This is a genomic window from Streptomyces sp. NBC_01520, assembly GCF_045040375.1.
GTDB lineage: Bacteria > Actinomycetota > Actinomycetes > Streptomycetales > Streptomycetaceae > Streptomyces.
The window spans coordinates 3,163,267-3,179,923 of sequence record NZ_CP109404.1; the positions used below are offsets into that span (position 1 = coordinate 3,163,267).

Genomic DNA, 16,657 nt, shown 5'->3' on the forward strand with positions numbered 1-16,657 from the left:
TGGACTCTGGCGCGGGCACGGCAGGTGGGCCCCACCGCAACGGCCATCGTAAGCGAGGACCCCGCCGCGCCGGGAGGGCTGCTGCCGCGTTGCCCTCGCCGCACCCTTCCAGGACAACGGCCGGAGGGTACGGAAGGTGCCGGGAAGCCCCAAAAGTGCTCGCATCCCGCGCACCGGATCACCAGAATCCCTGCATGGAGCCGATCACCCTCACCACCGAACGCCTGCTCCTGCGCCCTTTCTGGCCGCAGGACGCCGAGGAGGCGTATCTCGCCTGCCAGGATCCGGACATTCAGCGCTGGACTGTCATTCCCTCCCCGTACACCCGTGCCGACGCGGAGCTCTGGACGGAGAAGCTGTCCCCCGCCGGCTGGCAGGAGGACACGATGTACAACTTCGCGGTGGTGCTCCGGGAGGGCGGGACGCTCGTCGGGGCGCTCGGTGTGAACCCACGCAGCCTGCCCGGGACGTACGAGGTGGGCTTCTGGACGGCGAAGGAGTACCGCGGCCGCGGTTTCACGACGGAGGCGGTGCGCGAAGCGGCCCGCTGGGCGTTCACCGCCCTCACCGCGGACCGCCTGGAGTGGCGGGCCGAGATCGGCAACGCACCGTCCCGTGCGGTCGCCCTGCGTGCCGGCTTCCGTATGGAGGGCGAACAGCGGTCCTCCCTGCTCAACAAGGGGATACGGCGCGACACCTGGACCGGGGCACTGATTCCGGCCGATCTGGGCCTGCCCGGTACGCACCCGTATCTTCCCGCCCCCGATGTCAGTGGCACCCTCTAGGGTTCGCTGCATGACGTCTGTGCCGCCGCCCGTCCTGGAAATCTCCGCCGACCAAGCACGCCGGATCGCCCTGCGCGCACAGGGTTTCCTGGGCGTTCCGGACCGGCGGGGCGGGGTGCCCGGGGTGCTGCGGCACCTGGGGGCCGTACAGCTCGACACGATCTCGGTCCTGGCCAGGTCGCACGAGCTCGTTCCGTACGCACGCCTGGGTGCCGTGGGCCGCCGCACGGTCGACGAGGCGTACTGGTCGGGTGGCCGTTCGTTCGAGTACTGGTCGCACGCCGCGTGCATCCTGCCGGTCGAGGAGTGGCCGCACTTCGCGTTCCGCCGCCGCGCCTACCGTGCCCGTCCGCAGTGGAACCACGATCTGCCCGACGGGGCTTACGACACGGTGATCAAGCAGCTGCGTACGGAGGGTCCGCTGACGGCGACGGAGCTCGGCGGCGCGAAGAACGGCGGCGAGTGGTGGGACTGGTCGGCGTCGAAGGTCGCCGTCGAGCGGGCCCTGATGTACGGCGAGGTGGTGTGCACCGAGCGCCGCAGCTGGAAGCGCGTCTACGACCTGGCAGAGCGTGCGATCCCGGACGCCGTGCTCCACGACGACCTGGACGACAGGGAGTGCCAACGGCGGCTGGTGGCCCTGGCGGGCAGGTCACTGGGGGTCGGGACCCGGGCGGACATCGCCGACTACCACCGGCTCAAGGGCGAGCAGTTCGACGCCGTGGTGGCGGACTCCGGGCTGGTTCCGGTGTCGGTGGAGGGCTGGGCCAAGCCGGCCTGGGTGGACCCGGATGCACTGGCCTCGGAGCCGCGCGGACGGCACCGCACGACGCTGCTGTCACCGTTCGACTCCCTGATCTGGGAGCGGGCGCGCACGGAGCGGATCTTCGGCTTCGTCCACCGCCTGGAGGCGTACGTGCCCCGGCCCAAGCGGATCCACGGCTACTTCGCCATGCCCCTGCTGGCGGGCGGCCGACTGCAGGGCCGGGTGGACCCGGCCAGGGAAGGCACCACGCTGGTGGCCCGCCAGGTCTCCCTGCAGAACCGGAAGTCCGTGACACCGATGGCCGAGGCGCTGGTGGAAGCGGCGTCCTGGGTCGGCTGCACCCAGGTCCGGCTGGAGCGCGTCGACGCCCCGGAGCTGCGCGAGCCGCTCCTCGCGGAGATCGCCCGCGTCCTCGCGTAGGCGCCGCGCGTCGCGGAACGGTCACCGCGGCGCGCCCTGGGTCACCCCGTCCGTCCGGTCCCGCCCAGGCGTCATCTGATCTCGAGGATCTTCTCCCGCATCGCGTAGACCACCGCTTCCATCCGGGAGTGCAGCTGCAGCTTCTCCAGGATGTTGCGGACGTGGTTCTTCACCGTGTTCTCGGAAATGAACAATTCCTTGGCGATATCACGGTTGTTCATGCCCGTGGCGACGAGCTTGAGGACTTCGAGCTCCCGCTCGGTGAGCCTCGGCGCGGGAACGAGCCGGCGTTCGTCGGTGCGCTGGATCATCGACTTGAACTCGGTGAGCAGTTTCGACGCCATCGACGGGCTGATCTGGGACTGGCCGTCCGCCACCGCGCGAATGGCCGTGGCCACCTCGTCGGTGGAGATCTCCTTGAGGAGGTAACCGGTGGCACCCGCCTTGATCGCCTCGTAGAGGTCGGCCTCCTCGTCGCTGATCGTCAGCATGATGATCTTCGCGCTGGGTGCCACCTCCTTGATGGAGGTGCAGGCCTCGATGCCGCCGCGCTTGGGCATCCGCACGTCCATCAGCACGATGTCGGGCAGCAGGTCCGCGGCCTTGTCGACCGCCTCCGCCCCGTCTCCCGCCTCACCGACGACCTGGATGTCCTCCTCCTGCGCGAGGACGATCTCCAGGCCTCTGCGGAAGAGCGCGTGGTCGTCGACCACAAGGACCCGGATGGGCTCCTTGCGGGAACTGTCGTCGTCCGCACCGGAGTCCGTACCGGCCGCATCGTCGGCAGTGTTCGTCCTGCGCACGGGCCCGAAGGTGTCCGCCATCGTTCCTCCCCCTGAAGGCCGCGGCCTGAGGTCTCAGGCCGTCCGCCAACGGCAGTTCACAGAGCACCGATTGGCTTGGCCCGCCATGATTTCATGCCCGGGCGCCGAAGCGGTGATCCTACGGCCGCGCGCGGGTGCCCCTGGGGGCGCACAAGCGCTTCCAGGGGCACCCGATTCGGACTGGTGGCTGGATGTCAGCCGCCGAGCGCACCGCCCGCGCCGCCCGCCTCGTCGGAGGCCAGCGGGTCGGTCCTCAGGTGGATGACACCGTAGTCGTAGGCGTGCCGCCGGTAGACGACACTGGGCTCCTTGGTCTCGGAGTCGACGAACAGGTAGAAGTCGTGCCCGACCAGCTCCATCTCGTAGAGCGCCTGGTCGAGCGTCATCGGTGCCGCGACATGTGTCTTCTCGCGCACCACGAGGGGTCCCTCGCCCTGTACTTCGAGCGAACCGATCCTGGTGGTGGGCACAGCCGACGGCGTCTCCTCGGGGACGAGCTCGCCGTCCCCGTTGAACGAAGCGGCGCCCGGCACCACCTCGACCACCTCGGCAGCGGACAGACGGCCGTTGCCACGGCGGCTGTAGCGCTTGTCGTGTTCCTTGCGCAGTCGCGCGTCCAGCTTGTCCGTGGCCAGGTCCAGCGCTGCGTACGGGTCGCCTGCCGCCGCTTCCGCCCGGATGACCGGCCCACGCGAGCGGAGCGTGATCTCCACCCGTGCGGCACGGTCGGCCTGACGGGGATTCAGCTCCTTGGACACCTCGACGTCGAGGCTGATCACCTTGCCGTCGAACTTCTGGATCTTGTCCAGCTTCAGCTTCTCGGCCACGTGCTTGCGGAACCGCTCGGGCACCTCGGTCTTGCGGCCCTTGACGACGATGTCCACGCAGAACTCCGTTCCCGGATCGCTCCGCACCAGCGGCGGAGCATCTCCCTTTTGCACCAGGCTCCGGTGATCGCCGGAGCCGCGGACTCGGTGACTTCCACCTCCTCCTCCCCCACCGGCAGGGTCTCCACCCCACCGACTTCCATGCTTCTGGCCCATCGGTGAGTTACCTGCCCGAAACCTGGTGGTGCATTCGTCGAGGTCCGGCATTCACCGTTCCTCACAACCGAACATAGCCTGCCCACCACCGTGTCGGCACCCGCTACTCGCGCGTACCTCCGATCAGGGCCCTTTACCCACTCACCACCTGCAACGATGAAAGTTTTCTGTCAGTTCCGGTTTATTTCGAAAGCAGTCGGAGATGCTGCGACTACCGCGGCCCGGAGGCCCCCTGCGGCACCGGTTCCGGCGCGCCCCGCCGCGCCCACGGCTCTGGCCGCCTCGGCCAGCGAAGCCCCGGTCGTCAGCAGATCGTCCACGAGCACCACCCCGCCCCCGTCGAGCAACCTCAGGCCACCGGCCGCCACCGTCAGCGCACCCGCCAGGTTCGCCTGTCGCTCCCGTGCTCCCAGCCCGGCCTGGTCGGCCACGGCGCGACGTTGCCGCAGCACCGCGAGCACCCTGGCCGGCGTACCCCCGCGCCGCAGCTCCGCGGCGGCGGCGAGCGCGATCCTGCGGGCGGGATCATGGCCCCGCGCGGCCGTGGCACGCCGCGCGGACGGCACGGGCACCAGCAGCAGCGGCCCCGCACGGCCCCCTTGCCCCGCCCCGGCCCGTACAGCGCCCGCCAGCGCCCCTCCGAGGGCACCGGCGAGCCCGAGTGCCCCTCGCTCCTTGTGGGCCAGCAGCATCGCGCGTACCGCGTTCTCGTACGGGGCCGCCGCGTGCACCACCGGCAGTCCGGCCGGCTCGGGTGCGGGCCGGACGCGCTGCGGCACTTCGGCCAGCGCGGCGGCACACCCCCCGCACAGCTCTGTACGCGGTCTGCCGCAGCCACCGCAGGCCACCGGCAGCACCAGCCCGCTGATCTCCCGCCACCATCCCCGCACAGCCCCACTGTGCCCGGGGCTCGGACACCGGGCCACCCCTGTGGACAACCTCCGCGGACGGCCCCGGAACGGACCGCCGGGGCTGTCCCTCGGCCTGTCCCGCCGAGCCTTGCCCTCGGGCCCGGGCTCAGCCGGGGTAGACCAGCGACGAGCCTTCCTTGAGGACCGTCTGCCAGTTGTCGCCCGGCGACAGCTTCACGATCCCGTCGCTCTCGGTGTCCGCCATCAGCGGGAGCTGCTCGTCGTCCGCCGCAGCGACCGCCGTCACCTGGTTGACACCGGGCAGAACGCCTGAGGACGAGGTGAACCCGTCCGCCTGGACGTAGCGCACCTGCTGCACACCGCCCTCCTCCTTGCCGACCACGACGAGGCGGCTGCGGCCGGACCAGGAAACAGCGGTCACGTCGGCCAGCTGGGGTGCGGCCTGGCGCAGGTCCTCCACGGAGACCTTCTCGGTCTCGCCGGAGCCGTGGCGCTCCACCCTGCCGATCTTCAGCGTCGTGTGCCCGTCCTTCGACACCCGCAGGGCGATCCGCACCCCGTCGGCCGACATCCGCAGCGCCTCGATCCGGCCGCCGTCCAGGTCCGGCACAGCGACCTCCTGCGGTTCGCCGGCACCGTCCACCAGGCGCAGCAGCCGGGGGGCGGAAGGATTCCGGTCGGCGACCCAGAGATCGCCCCGGCCGTCCCAGCTGGGTGCCGAGAGCCGGTCCTCGGCCTTCGTGGCACCACTGGTCACGACGGGGGCACCCAGCTCGCCCTCCGAAGCCAGGGAGGACACGTAGAGGTGCTGCTGGTTCGCCGAGACCGCCGCGGCCTGGAGTTCGTCCCGCGCGACACCGACGGCGCTCATGGCCACCGCCCCGGTACCGAGCGGGCCGGTCACCGGTTCCGGGTCGGCGCTGTCCTTGCCGACGCCGGGGAGCCGCTGCACATGGCCCTTGTCGTCGACGAAGTACTGGCTGTCCGGGGCGTCCGAGCCGCTGTCCGCGGCGAACTCGTCGGCCTCGTCCGCCCTGAGCGAGCACAGCGGGCCCTGCCCGCCCATCAGCTCGACCTGTCCCACCCGGGCCGAGGTCAGGTCCCGCAGGGTGAAGAGCACCTGGGCCGCCATCATCCGGCAGACACCCGGCGTGACCTTGTCGGCCTTCTTGTTGAGCGGCACCTTCAGGACGTTCTGGTCGTCCGGAGGCAACGACGTCACACCGCTCTTGAGGGCCGTACCGGCGGGGAAGCCGGATTCGACGACCGGCCTCAACCAGTTCGACGGCCCCTCCAGGAGCGTCCTGACCGTCTGCGTCGACGTGTCCATCCGGGTGACGGGATCCGTGCGGTTCCGCACGTAGACCGGGTCCGCGACCAGTGCGGGCTCGCCGTCCGGCCGCCCGGCGGCGAAGTAGTACTTGTTCACGGACCGGTAGAGGCGCTTGAAGTCGGACTGCCCGAGCACCAGGCCGTCCGGCACGATGTCGATGCGCCACTCCTGCTTGCCGTCCGCCCCCTTGACCCTCACCAGATGCAGTGACTGGGAGTAATTCGTCGGCGCGAGCGGCCGGTAGGAACTCTCGGCGTCGACCGTCGCGACCTGGTCGCCCGTCAGCGTGTACGTGGTCTCCGTCGTCCCTCGCTCCTTGTCGTGGAACGTGGGTCCGTTGCGGTTGGGCGCCTTCGCGAGCACCGTGGTGCCCCTGCTCGGCTTCCAGGTGCGGGCCGCTTCCACGGTCAGGTACTTCCGGGTCGTCGCGAAGTCGGGGTCGTCGCTCGTCATCGACTCCAGGAAACCGTCGACGACCTCGAGGGGCGCGGCGCCCTCCCTCGGCGGCACGGCGTACACCTGAACCTGGGAATCGCCCGGCTGCGAGGCGTCGACCGCCTTGACGTCCCCGGTGACCGGCATCGCCCCGCACCCCGCGAGAACCACGACGGCGCACCCGAGCAGCGCGGTCACCCGCACCGCCCGTCCTCGGCCCCGACGGTCAGTGTCCACGTGTCGTGTCCCCCTGCTCGGAATCCTGCGTCTCCGGTCCGGTGTCCCCACCGAACCGCTCCCCGGCCGGACGCGACACCACCCGTGCGCCGTTGCCCGGCAGCGCCGCCGGGTGGACGGACACCGGAGCCGTGCGCGGTGCCGCCGGTCCGCCCGCCTGCACGGGCATCTGCGACCGTGCCGTGGACCCTGCCTGGCTCGGTACGGACATCAGCCGGTGGTCCGCGGACGCCGGAACCGCCTCGGCCCGCTCACGGTTCTCCCGGTTGCGTCGCGAGTCCTCCGGCTCCAGAGGTATCGGCGAGCCACGCAACGGCTCGTCCGCCGTACGTGGAAGGGTCAGCCGGAACTGCGAACCGCCACCGGGTTCACCCCACGCCTGTAGCCAGCCTCCGTGCAGCCGGGCGTCCTCGACGGCGATCGACAGTCCGAGTCCGGTGCCGCCGGTGGTGCGGGCCCGTGCCGGGTCGGCCCGCCAGAAGCGGTTGAAGACCCTGGTCGCCTCGCCGGGCTTCAGCCCGACGCCGTAGTCCCGGACCGCCACCGCAACCGCACCCTGGGCGACGCCCATCCGCACAACGACGTCGCGGCCCTCGCCGTGCTCGACGGCGTTGACGACCAGATTGCGCAGGACCCGTTCGACACGGCGCGCATCGGCTTCCGCTATCACCGGCTGTTCGTCACCGACGACCCGGATCCGGCTGCCCTTGTGCTTCGCCAGCGGCTCCGCGCCGCCGATCACCCGCCGCACGACCGTGCGCAGGTCTATCGGCTCGGCCTCCAGCGCCGCGGCGCCCGCGTCGAACCTGCTGATCTCCAGCAGGTCGGACAGGAGCGACTCGAAGCGGTCGAGCTGGTCGCCCAGAAGCTCGGCGGAGCGCGCGGTCACGGGGTCGAAGTCGACGCGCGCCTCGTGGATGACGTCGGCGGCCATCCGCACGGTCGTCAGCGGGGTACGCAGCTCGTGGCTCACGTCCGAGACGAAGCGGCGCTGCATCCGGGAGAGCTCCTCCAGCTGCTGGATCTTCAGCTGCAGGTTCTGGGCCATCTTGTTGAAGGCCTCACCCAGACGGGCGATGTCGTCCTCACCGGTGACCTTCATCCGCTCCTGGAGGCGGCCCGCGGACAGCCGCTCGGCGATCCCCGCCGCCATGCGTACCGGGGTGACGACCTGGCGTACCACGAACCAGGCGATGGCCCCGAGCAGCACGACCACGAACAGACCGGCCGTGGCCAGCGTCGTCGTGACCAGGGTCAGCGACTTCTCCTCCTGGGAGAGCGGGAAGAGATAGTAGAGCTCGTACGGATTGTGGTCGACGTCGTAGAGCCGCTTGCCCACGACGAGCCCGGGCTCCGATTCCTTCCCGTACGAGTACCGGATCAGGGAGTACGTCTGGAAGGCCCCCGGCCCCTTGTCCACCGCATCCCGCAGGCTCTGCGGGATGCTGGACGCCTCGACCCGGCCGGAACCACGTGGTGCCCGGCTGGTGGCACCCTGCTCGACGGAGTCGGCGCTGAGCGCCACCACGTTGAAGGCGTTCGTGCCGCCACTGGCGAGCTGGTCGACGAGTTCGGTGCGCCAGGACGTGTTGGCCGTCGTGCCGTCGACGCCCTCCTCGCCCTGGTCACCCGGGGTGAGCGGCGCGTTCGCGTTCACCTGGGCAGCCGCGAAACCGCCGGCCGCCTGCGTCTGCGCAGCCTTGCCCTTCGCGTCGAGCAGGCCGTTGCGGACCTGCCCGATCACGACGAAGCCCAACAGCAGCACCACTGCGATCGACATGAGCAGCGTGCCCGCGACGACGCGCAACTGCAGATTGCGCCGCCACAACCGCACGGCGGGCAGCAGCGGACGCCTGAACCAGCGCATCAGCAATCGCAGGACGGGACCACCGGGCGTCCGGTCATGGAACAACCGGCCGCCCTTCGGGACCCGGCCGAACCGGGAGGACCTCCGTGCCGGACCGGCAGCCCGCTCCGTACGGACTCCCGGCCCCCCGGGTTTCGGAGCAGCGCTGCCCAGGGTCATGTCAGCTCGGTCCGGCCTTGTAGCCGACACCCCGGACGGTGACGACGATCTCCGGCCGCTCCGGGTCCTTCTCGACCTTGGAGCGAAGCCGCTGGACATGCACGTTCACCAGACGGGTGTCGGCGGCGTGGCGATAACCCCACACCTGCTCAAGCAACACCTCACGGGTGAAGACCTGCCACGGCTTGCGGGCAAGAGCGACCAGCAGGTCGAACTCCAGCGGGGTCAGGGCGATGGACTGCCCCTCCCGCTTCACCGAGTGACCGGCCACGTCGATGACCAGGTCCCCGATCGCCAGCTGCTCCGGCGCCGGCTCCTCGGACCTCCGCAAACGTGCCCTGATCCGGGCAACCAACTCCTTCGGTTTGAACGGCTTGACGATGTAGTCGTCGGCCCCGGATTCCAGGCCCACCACCACATCGACCGTGTCGCTCTTGGCAGTGAGCATGACGATCGGCACACCCGACTCGGCCCTGATGAGCCTGCAGACCTCGATGCCGTCCCGTCCGGGCAGCATGAGATCCAGCAGCACCAGGTCCGGCTTGGCCTCACGAAATGCAGCCAGTGCCTTGTCGCCGTCCGCTACGAACGACGGCTCGAAACCTTCTCCACGCAGCACAATGCCGAGCATCTCGGCCAGTGCGGTGTCGTCGTCGACGACAAGGACGCGTCCCTTCATAAACGACATCATCCCATTAGCTAATCGTTATCTGCGATGACCTGGCGCACAGCTCTGCCAGTCCGACCCCCGTGACCGGGGAAATGACGCCCTCCTCCGTGACGATCGCCGTGACCAGTTCGGGCGGCGTGATGTCGAATGCGGGGTTGTACGCCTGGGCTCCCGAGGGAACCGCGGCCGGCCGAGGCCCGTCGCCGCCGGCCGAAATGATCTGCGGCGATATGATATCCGTCACTTCTCGTGCGGAGCGCTGCTCGACAACGATGGATGTGCCGTCCGCAGTCTCCAGGTCGATCGTCGTGGTCGGTGCCACGACGACGAACGGAACATGGTGGTACTTCGCGAGCACCGCCAACGGATAACTCCCCACCTTGTTGGCCACCGAGCCGTCCGCGGCTATGCGGTCCGCCCCGATGAGTACGGCATCCACCTCCCCTGCGGCAAACAGCGAACCCGCCGCGTTGTCCGTGAGCAAGCTGTACGGCATCCCGTGCCGTGCCGCTTCGTACGCCGTCAGCCGGGCTCCCTGGAGCAGCGGACGGGTCTCGTCCACCCACAGCCGCCCCAGCCTGCCCTCCCGGTGCGCCCCCAGAGCGACCGCGAAAGCGGTGCCCTCACCACCGGATACGAGCGCCCCGGTGTTGCAGTGGGTCAGCAGCCGGTACGCACCCCCGGGCAGCAGCTCCGCAAGGAGCTCCAGACCGTACTGCGCCATGCGCCCACTGGCTTCCGCGTCCTCCCGGTGCAGGTTCCGGGCTTCGGCCAGCGCTGCCCTGGAGGCCGCCTCGGGACCGGCCCCCTTCCCGACAGCCGCCCCGTAGAACCGCGCCACACGCCGCGCCCCGTACCCGAGATTCACCGCGGTGGGCCGCGCCTGCTCCAGCAGCTCCGCTGCCCGCGCCACGTCGTCGCCGCGGGCAGCCGCCAGAGCCACCCCGTACCCCCCGGCGATGCCCAGCAGGGGCGCACCACGAACCGCCAGCGACCGGATCGCCCGGACCAGGGCGGGCACGTCGGCGCACACCAGCTCGACCTCTTCCGAAGGCAGCCGCGTCTGGTCGAGAAGCACCACCGCGGGACCTTCCGGTGTCTCGTCCCAGCGGAGTACGGAGAGTGCCGGAGGCTCGAAGCCCACCGGCGATTGTGCGTCCTGATCAGCCATCTGCCCAGTCTGCCCGCTGAGCCGCCCGCACATGAAGGCGAGAAGGAGATACGACGCCAGGCCCGCACCGGAGCGTCGCGTGGCACGATGGCTGGCAACCTGCCGCCCCGATGAGCGGACAGGACCGTGAAGGAGCGACAATGAACGACTCTCCGGGCTGGGCTACGCCCGGATCTGCCCCCTCCGACGGGCAGGAGACAGGCATCCCCAGGCCCTCCCAGCCCGTCGACGGAAACGGCCCCGCCGGGCAGTGGTCCCCTGCACAGCCACCTCCGGGGCAGTGGTCCCCGCCGAGCGCTCAGGGGAACGGCCCCGGCGCGCCCCCGCCCGCCCCGGGCTGGGGCGGCATGCCCCAAGGCCCCGGATGGGGCCGGCCGCCCATGGCGGCGAAGCCCGGAGTCATCCCGCTCCGCCCACTGGGCGTCGGCGAGATCCTTGACGGAGCCGTGTCCACGATGCGCGCCCACTGGCGCCCGGTGCTCGGCATCAGCCTCACCGTCTCCGTGGTCACCGAGATCCTGGTCATCCTCCTGCAGCGCTACCTCCTTCCGAACGCGACATCGGTCGATCCGAACGCCGTCGGCACCGAGGCCCTCCGCCAGGCCACCGACTCGGCGCAGTCGGAACTGATCGCCACCGCCCCGGCCACGCTCCTCGCGATGATCGCGACGCTCTTCACCACCTCGGTCCTCACCGTGGTGATCAGCCGTTCCGTGCTGGGCCGCACCGTGACGCTCTCCGAAGCGTGGGCCGAGGCCCGCCCCCGGCTCCTCCCGCTCCTCGGGCTGACACTCCTGCTGAGCCTGATGAGCGTGGCGATCATGGCAGTGGGTCTGCTGCCAGGACTGCTCCTGGGCGGAGGCCCTGGACTGGCACTCGTCTTCCTCGGCTTCATCGGCGCCTGCGTCGTCGTCCTGTGGCTGATGATCCGCTTCACGCTCGCCGCACCGGCTCTGATGCTGGAACGCCAGTCCGTACTCACCTCGCTCCGCCGGTCCGCGAAACTGGTCAAGGGCAACTGGTGGCGGACGTTCGGCATTCTGGCGCTCACCTACCTGCTGGTCCTCGTCGTCACCTTGATCATCGCCATCCCGTTCGGCATCATCGCCATCACGGCCGACAGCGACGGCCTCGGCGAGTTCCTCAACAGCAGCTCGACCGACTTCGGCTGGCCGTTCCTGATCATCATGGGCATCGGCGAAGTGATCGTCTCGACACTCACCTACCCCTTCACCGCGGGAGTGATGGCCCTGCTCTACGTCGACCAGCGCATCCGCCGCGAGGCGCTCGACCTCGACCTCGCCAAGGCCGCCGGCGTGCCCGGCTACGACACCCCCAGGGGCTGATGCGGTGACGGGGGCGGGGGGCACCACAGCAGCACGACGACTCATCCGGGCGGGCGACGACATACCCGTGGACGTCTCACGCGTCCCCGCCCGTGAAGCGGCAGAGAACGAACTGTCCGATCCGAAGTACCACGAAAACGATCCGAACCTTCTCCAGCGCGGCCTCGACCGCTTCTGGGGATGGGTCGGCGACCTCTTCGACGGCGCCGCCGGGTCCGCCCCCGGCGGCCCGCTCGGACTGCTCGTACTCGCCCTGGTCGTCCTCGGCCTGGGTGCCGCCCTCTGGTGGCGGCTCGGCACCCCGCAGCGCACCGTGCGTGCGGCGGAGACCCTCTTCGGGGCCACCGTCCGCAGCGCCGACGCGCATCGTGCCGCAGCCGAGACCCATGCCGACGCCCACCGCTGGACCGAAGCCGTCCAGGAACGCATGCGCGCCGTCGTACGCTCCCTCGAGGACCGCGCCGTGCTCGACCCACGTCCCGGACGCACCGCGGACGAGGCAGCCGCCGAAGCCGGCCGGCTCCTGCCCGCGCACGCCACCCGTCTACGCACCGCCGCCCGGACGTTCGACGACGTCACATACGGTGGCCGCACCGCCGACGAGGCCACGTATCTGAGCCTGTGCACACTCGACCTGGACCTCGATGCCGCCAAACCCCTGCTGACGACAGGCCAGATCCGAGGGGCCTCCGGATGACCGGGACCACGACCGCTCCCACCGGCACTTCGACCTCGCGCACCCCGCGCCAGGTCTGGCAGCGCGCCCAGGGGCTGCTGCTCGCCGTCCTCGTCCTCGTCATCGCCGGTATCACCATGGCCGCCGTCAACTCCGGCGGACAGCACGGCCGCCTCGACCCCCGCTCCGCCGACCCGTACGGCAGCCGAGCCGTCGCCGAGCTCCTCAAGGACCGCAGCGTCTCCGTGGATGTCGTGACCACGCTCGACGCGGCCGCCGACGCGACAGGACCCGACACCACCCTTCTCGTCGCGGGACCCAACGTCCTCACCGCCTACCAGCGGCTGCACCTCCGCGCGGCCACCGACAGCTCCGCCGGCCGCACCGTTCTGCTCGCCCCCGATGCGGCGGCCGTGGACCTGCTGGCCCCGGGCGCGAACGCCGAACCGTCCGTCCCCGTGGCCGCACGCCCCGCGCGCTGCGAGCTTCCCGCCGCGCGCACCGCGGGTACGGCCGACACCGGTGGCATCCGTTACTCCACGGACGTACGCGGAGCGACCGCCTGCTACCCCCATGACGGGCTCCCCTCCCTCCTGGTCCTCCCTGGACCCGCAACAGGCGACACCATCCTGCTCGGCTCCCCCGACATCCTGTACAACGACCGTCTCGACCAGCAGGGCAACGCCTCCCTCGCCCTGCAACTCCTCGGCTCCCGCCCGCATCTCGTCTGGTACCTCCCCTCGCTCACCGATCCCTCGGCCACCGAAGGCAACCCGGCCGGGGAGAGCGGCGACGACGCCAGCGAGGAAGACACCGAGGGAGAGAGCGGGTTCATCGACCTCATTCCCTCCGGCTGGCTCTGGGGCGCCCTCCAACTCACGCTCGCCGCTGCCCTCGCCGCCATCTGGCGCGCACGCCGACTGGGACCGCTGGTCACCGAACGGCTCCCCGTGGCCATCCGCGCCTCCGAATCCACCGAAGGCCGAGCCCGCCTCTACCGCAAGGCCAACGCCCGCGACCGCGCCGCCACCACGCTGCGCTCCGCCACACGCGTCCGCATCGCACCCCTTCTCGGGGTGTCCCCCCGCGATGCGCAGTCCTCCGAGGTCCTCCTCCCCGCTGTCTCCGCGCGCCTCACCGCCCCGGACGGCGATCTCCCCACCCTGCTCTTCGGCCCGGCTCCGGCCGATGACGCCGCACTCGTTCTTCTGACCGCCCAACTCGACGCCCTCGAAAGAGAGGTACGCACTTCATGAGCGCCCCGACCCCGGAGCCCGCCGTGCCTGCAGCGACCGCAGGGACCCCGACCGCCCCCGTGCTTGCCGACAGCTCCCGTGCATCCCTGGAAGCTCTGCGTTCCGAGATCGCCAAGGCAGTCGTCGGTCAGGACCCTGCTGTCACCGGACTCGTCGTCGCGCTGCTCTGCCGGGGCCATGTCCTGCTAGAAGGCGTCCCCGGAGTCGCCAAGACCCTCCTGGTCCGCGCCCTTGCAGCCTCACTCGAACTGGGCACCAAGCGCGTCCAGTTCACCCCCGACCTGATGCCGAGCGACGTCACCGGCTCACTCGTCTACGACGCCCGAACCGCTGAGTTCTCCTTCCAGCCCGGCCCGGTGTTCACCAACCTCCTGATCGCGGACGAGATCAACCGCACCCCTCCCAAGACTCAGTCCTCCCTGCTGGAAGCCATGGAGGAACGCCAGGTCACCGTTGACGGAACCCCCCGCGCGCTCCCGGATCCCTTCCTGGTCGCAGCCACCCAGAACCCCGTCGAGTACGAGGGCACCTACCCTCTGCCCGAAGCCCAGTTGGACCGCTTCCTCCTCAAACTGACGGTCCCTCTGCCCACGCGCGAGGACGAGATCAATGTCCTCACACGCCACGCGGATGGGTTCAACCCGCGTGACCTCAAGGCGGCGGGCATACGCCCCGTCGCCGGTCCCGCGGACCTGGAAGCCGCCCGCGCCGCCGTCGCCAAGACCTCGGTCTCACCCGATATCGCCGCCTATGTCGTCGATATCTGCCGTGCCACGCGTGAATCCCCCTCGCTCACTCTCGGCGCCTCCCCCCGAGGAGCCACCGCACTGCTCTCCACCGCACGTGCGTGGGCCTGGCTGACCGGCCGGGACTACGTCACACCGGACGATGTGAAGGCCCTCGCGCTCCCCACACTCCGTCACCGTATCCAGCTGCGGCCAGAAGCCGAGATGGAAGGAGTCACCGCCGACTCCGTCATCACCGCCGTCCTCGCCCACGTACCCGTCCCCCGATGAGGCGGTGACCAGACCATGGCCCTCACCGGACGAACGGCACTGCTGGCCGCCCTGGGGTCACTCCCCGTAGGCATCCTGGCCCCGAGCTGGACAGGCATGCTCGCGGTCAACGTCCCCCTCTCACTGGCAATTCTGTGCGACTACGCCCTGGCAGCGCCAGTGCGTACGCTGCAGTTCACCCGATCCGGTGATACATCCGTTCGACTCGGTGACTCTGCAGAAGTGCAACTCACCGTGACCAATCCTTCGCGCCGCCGTCTCCGCGCGCACCTGCGTGATGCCTGGCCCCCCAGCAGTTGGACGACGGAAGCCGAACGCACAGCGTCCCGGCATGCGTTCACCGTGCCTGCCGGCGAACGCCGCCGCCTCACCACATTTCTCCGTCCGGCCCGGCGGGGTGACCGCTGGGCCGAGCGCATCACCGTCCGTTCCTTCGGACCGCTGGGTCTCGCGGCCCGCCAGGGGAACCACCATGTGCCCTGGACGGTCCGGGTGCTGCCTCCCTTCACGAGCCGCAAGCATCTGCCCTCGCGGCTGGCCAGGCTCCGCGAACTCGACGGCCGCACCAGCGTGCTCACCCGTGGCGAAGGCACCGAGTTCGACAGTCTGCGGGCCTACGTGCCGGGCGACGACACCCGCTCCATCGACTGGCGCGCCACCGCTCGTCAGTCCGCCGTCGCCGTCCGCACGTGGCGCCCCGAGCGGGACCGCCACATCCTCATCGTCCTGGACACTGGCCGTACGTCGGCCGGGCGAGTCGGCGACGTGCCGCGTCTCGACGCGGCGATGGACGCGACCCTGCTCCTCACCGCTCTCGCCACGCGTGCGGGCGACCGTGTGAACCTCCTCGCCTACGACCGGAGGGTCCGGGCCCAGGTACAGGGCAGGGCTGCCGCAGGCGATGTCCTGTCGACGATCGTCGGAGCCCTGGCCCCGCTGGAACCCGAGCTCGTGGAGACCGACGCACGCGGTCTCAGCACGGCAATGCTGGCGAGTGCTCCCCGCCGTTCCCTGATCGTCCTGTTCACAGGACTGGACGCCGCTCCCATCGAGGAGGGGCTGCTCCCTGTGCTTCCGCAACTCACCCAGCGCCACACGGTGCTCGTGGCCGCGGTCGCGGACCCTCATGTCGAGGCGATGACGCGTACGCGGGGCACCGCGGACGCGGTGTACGAGGCCGCGGCGGGCACGCAGACCAAGGATCAGCGTCGCCGTACCGCGGATCAGCTCCGCCGCCACGATGTCGTGGTCGTCGATGCAGCTCCTCACGACCTCGCTCCGGCCGTGGCTGACGCATATCTTGCGTTGAAGGCGGCCGGCCGGCTCTAGGTCTGTCTCCGATCCGGGTTCGTCGCGGCTGCTCGTTCCGGGCTGATCCACATGAATGACACCTGATCAGCCCGGACCTGCCCGACCAACCAACCAGCGATATGTTCTGTTCGATGTCGACAGCGCGTTGATCGACGCCCTCGCCAATCAGTGACAGGTCTGACGGACGTGGGCGGAGGGGTTCGGGCTGGACCCTGATGAGGTCTGCGCGCGTCGGCATGGCGGACAAGGCCGCTGGAGGCCTTCCCGCATGTGGCCCTGGACCAGGACCCGCAGTAGTGCCTGGCTGCGCTACACGAAATGGAGGACGAGGCCGTCCGGCCCGGTGACCTATGGCGGCCTTTGGCGGCACCTCGGAGCTATTGAGGGCGAGCACCGGGTGCTCGCGCAGTTCGCACGGACCGGTCTGCCGGTTCCCGGATTCCTCGTGGATTCGGCTGATGAGGTCAAGC

The 16,657-nt window shown here is 70.3% G+C and carries 14 protein-coding genes; 7 read left to right on the plus strand and 7 right to left on the minus strand.

Annotated elements, in window-relative coordinates:
- Positions 1–194 precede the first annotated feature (194 nt).
- Entirely contained in the window at positions 195–785 is a 591-nt protein-coding gene (locus tag OG524_RS14275; RefSeq protein WP_405390437.1) for a GNAT family N-acetyltransferase, read from the plus strand.
- 10 nt (positions 786–795) lie between these two features.
- Positions 796–1,971 (plus strand): winged helix-turn-helix domain-containing protein, encoded by a 1,176-nt coding sequence (locus OG524_RS14280; RefSeq protein WP_405810508.1) that lies wholly within the window; start codon positions 796–798, stop codon positions 1,969–1,971.
- A 71-nt stretch (positions 1,972–2,042) separates the two neighbouring features.
- Here OG524_RS14280 and OG524_RS14285 read toward each other — a convergent pair whose 3' ends face one another.
- From OG524_RS14285 to mtnA, 7 genes are all read right to left on the minus strand, one after another.
- The gene (locus OG524_RS14285; protein ID WP_384501973.1) at positions 2,043–2,795 is read right to left on the minus strand and encodes a response regulator; all 753 of its coding nucleotides are present in this window, start codon (positions 2,793–2,795) and stop codon (positions 2,043–2,045) included.
- A 194-nt stretch (positions 2,796–2,989) separates the two neighbouring features.
- Positions 2,990–3,679, minus strand: coding sequence for a ribosome hibernation-promoting factor, HPF/YfiA family (gene hpf / locus OG524_RS14290; protein ID WP_405390435.1), 690 nt, complete (start codon positions 3,677–3,679; stop codon positions 2,990–2,992).
- A gap of 329 nt (positions 3,680–4,008) precedes the next feature.
- Positions 4,009–4,728, minus strand: a complete 720-nt coding sequence (locus OG524_RS14295) for a ComF family protein (protein ID WP_405390434.1) — start codon at positions 4,726–4,728, stop codon at positions 4,009–4,011.
- Positions 4,729–4,855: 127 nt separating this feature from the next.
- Positions 4,856–6,682: an LpqB family beta-propeller domain-containing protein gene (locus tag OG524_RS14300; RefSeq protein WP_405393199.1), complete on the minus strand. Its 1,827-nt coding sequence runs from the start codon at positions 6,680–6,682 to the stop codon at positions 4,856–4,858.
- 22 nt (positions 6,683–6,704) lie between these two features.
- Entirely contained in the window at positions 6,705–8,741 is a 2,037-nt protein-coding gene (gene mtrB, locus OG524_RS14305; RefSeq protein WP_405390433.1) for an MtrAB system histidine kinase MtrB, read from the minus strand.
- A 1-nt stretch (position 8,742) separates the two neighbouring features.
- Positions 8,743–9,432, minus strand: coding sequence for a two-component system response regulator MtrA (gene mtrA / locus OG524_RS14310; protein WP_187281934.1), 690 nt, complete (start codon positions 9,430–9,432; stop codon positions 8,743–8,745).
- A 4-nt stretch (positions 9,433–9,436) separates the two neighbouring features.
- The gene (gene mtnA, locus OG524_RS14315; RefSeq protein ID WP_405390432.1) at positions 9,437–10,582 is read right to left on the minus strand and encodes an S-methyl-5-thioribose-1-phosphate isomerase; all 1,146 of its coding nucleotides are present in this window, start codon (positions 10,580–10,582) and stop codon (positions 9,437–9,439) included.
- A 140-nt stretch (positions 10,583–10,722) separates the two neighbouring features.
- Between mtnA and OG524_RS14320 the strand changes: the two genes are divergently transcribed.
- Genes OG524_RS14320 through OG524_RS14340 form a run of 5 tightly spaced genes read left to right on the plus strand, consistent with a single transcriptional unit; the run spans position 10,723 to position 16,205 of the window.
- A complete protein-coding gene (locus OG524_RS14320; RefSeq protein ID WP_405390431.1) occupies positions 10,723–11,928 on the plus strand; it encodes a glycerophosphoryl diester phosphodiesterase membrane domain-containing protein in 1,206 nt (401 codons plus the stop codon).
- 4 nt (positions 11,929–11,932) lie between these two features.
- On the plus strand, positions 11,933–12,625 hold the full coding sequence (locus OG524_RS14325; protein WP_405390430.1) for a DUF4129 domain-containing protein: 693 nt from the start codon (positions 11,933–11,935) through the stop codon (positions 12,623–12,625).
- Positions 12,622–13,860: a DUF4350 domain-containing protein gene (locus OG524_RS14330; RefSeq protein ID WP_405390429.1), complete on the plus strand. Its 1,239-nt coding sequence runs from the start codon at positions 12,622–12,624 to the stop codon at positions 13,858–13,860. The genes OG524_RS14325 and OG524_RS14330 overlap by 4 nt, the downstream gene beginning before the upstream one ends.
- The gene (locus tag OG524_RS14335) at positions 13,857–14,876 is read left to right on the plus strand and encodes an AAA family ATPase (RefSeq protein WP_405390428.1); all 1,020 of its coding nucleotides are present in this window, start codon (positions 13,857–13,859) and stop codon (positions 14,874–14,876) included. The genes OG524_RS14330 and OG524_RS14335 overlap by 4 nt, the downstream gene beginning before the upstream one ends.
- Before the next feature lie 15 nt (positions 14,877–14,891).
- Positions 14,892–16,205 (plus strand): DUF58 domain-containing protein, encoded by a 1,314-nt coding sequence (locus OG524_RS14340; protein WP_405810513.1) that lies wholly within the window; start codon positions 14,892–14,894, stop codon positions 16,203–16,205.
- Positions 16,206–16,657 lie beyond the last annotated feature (452 nt).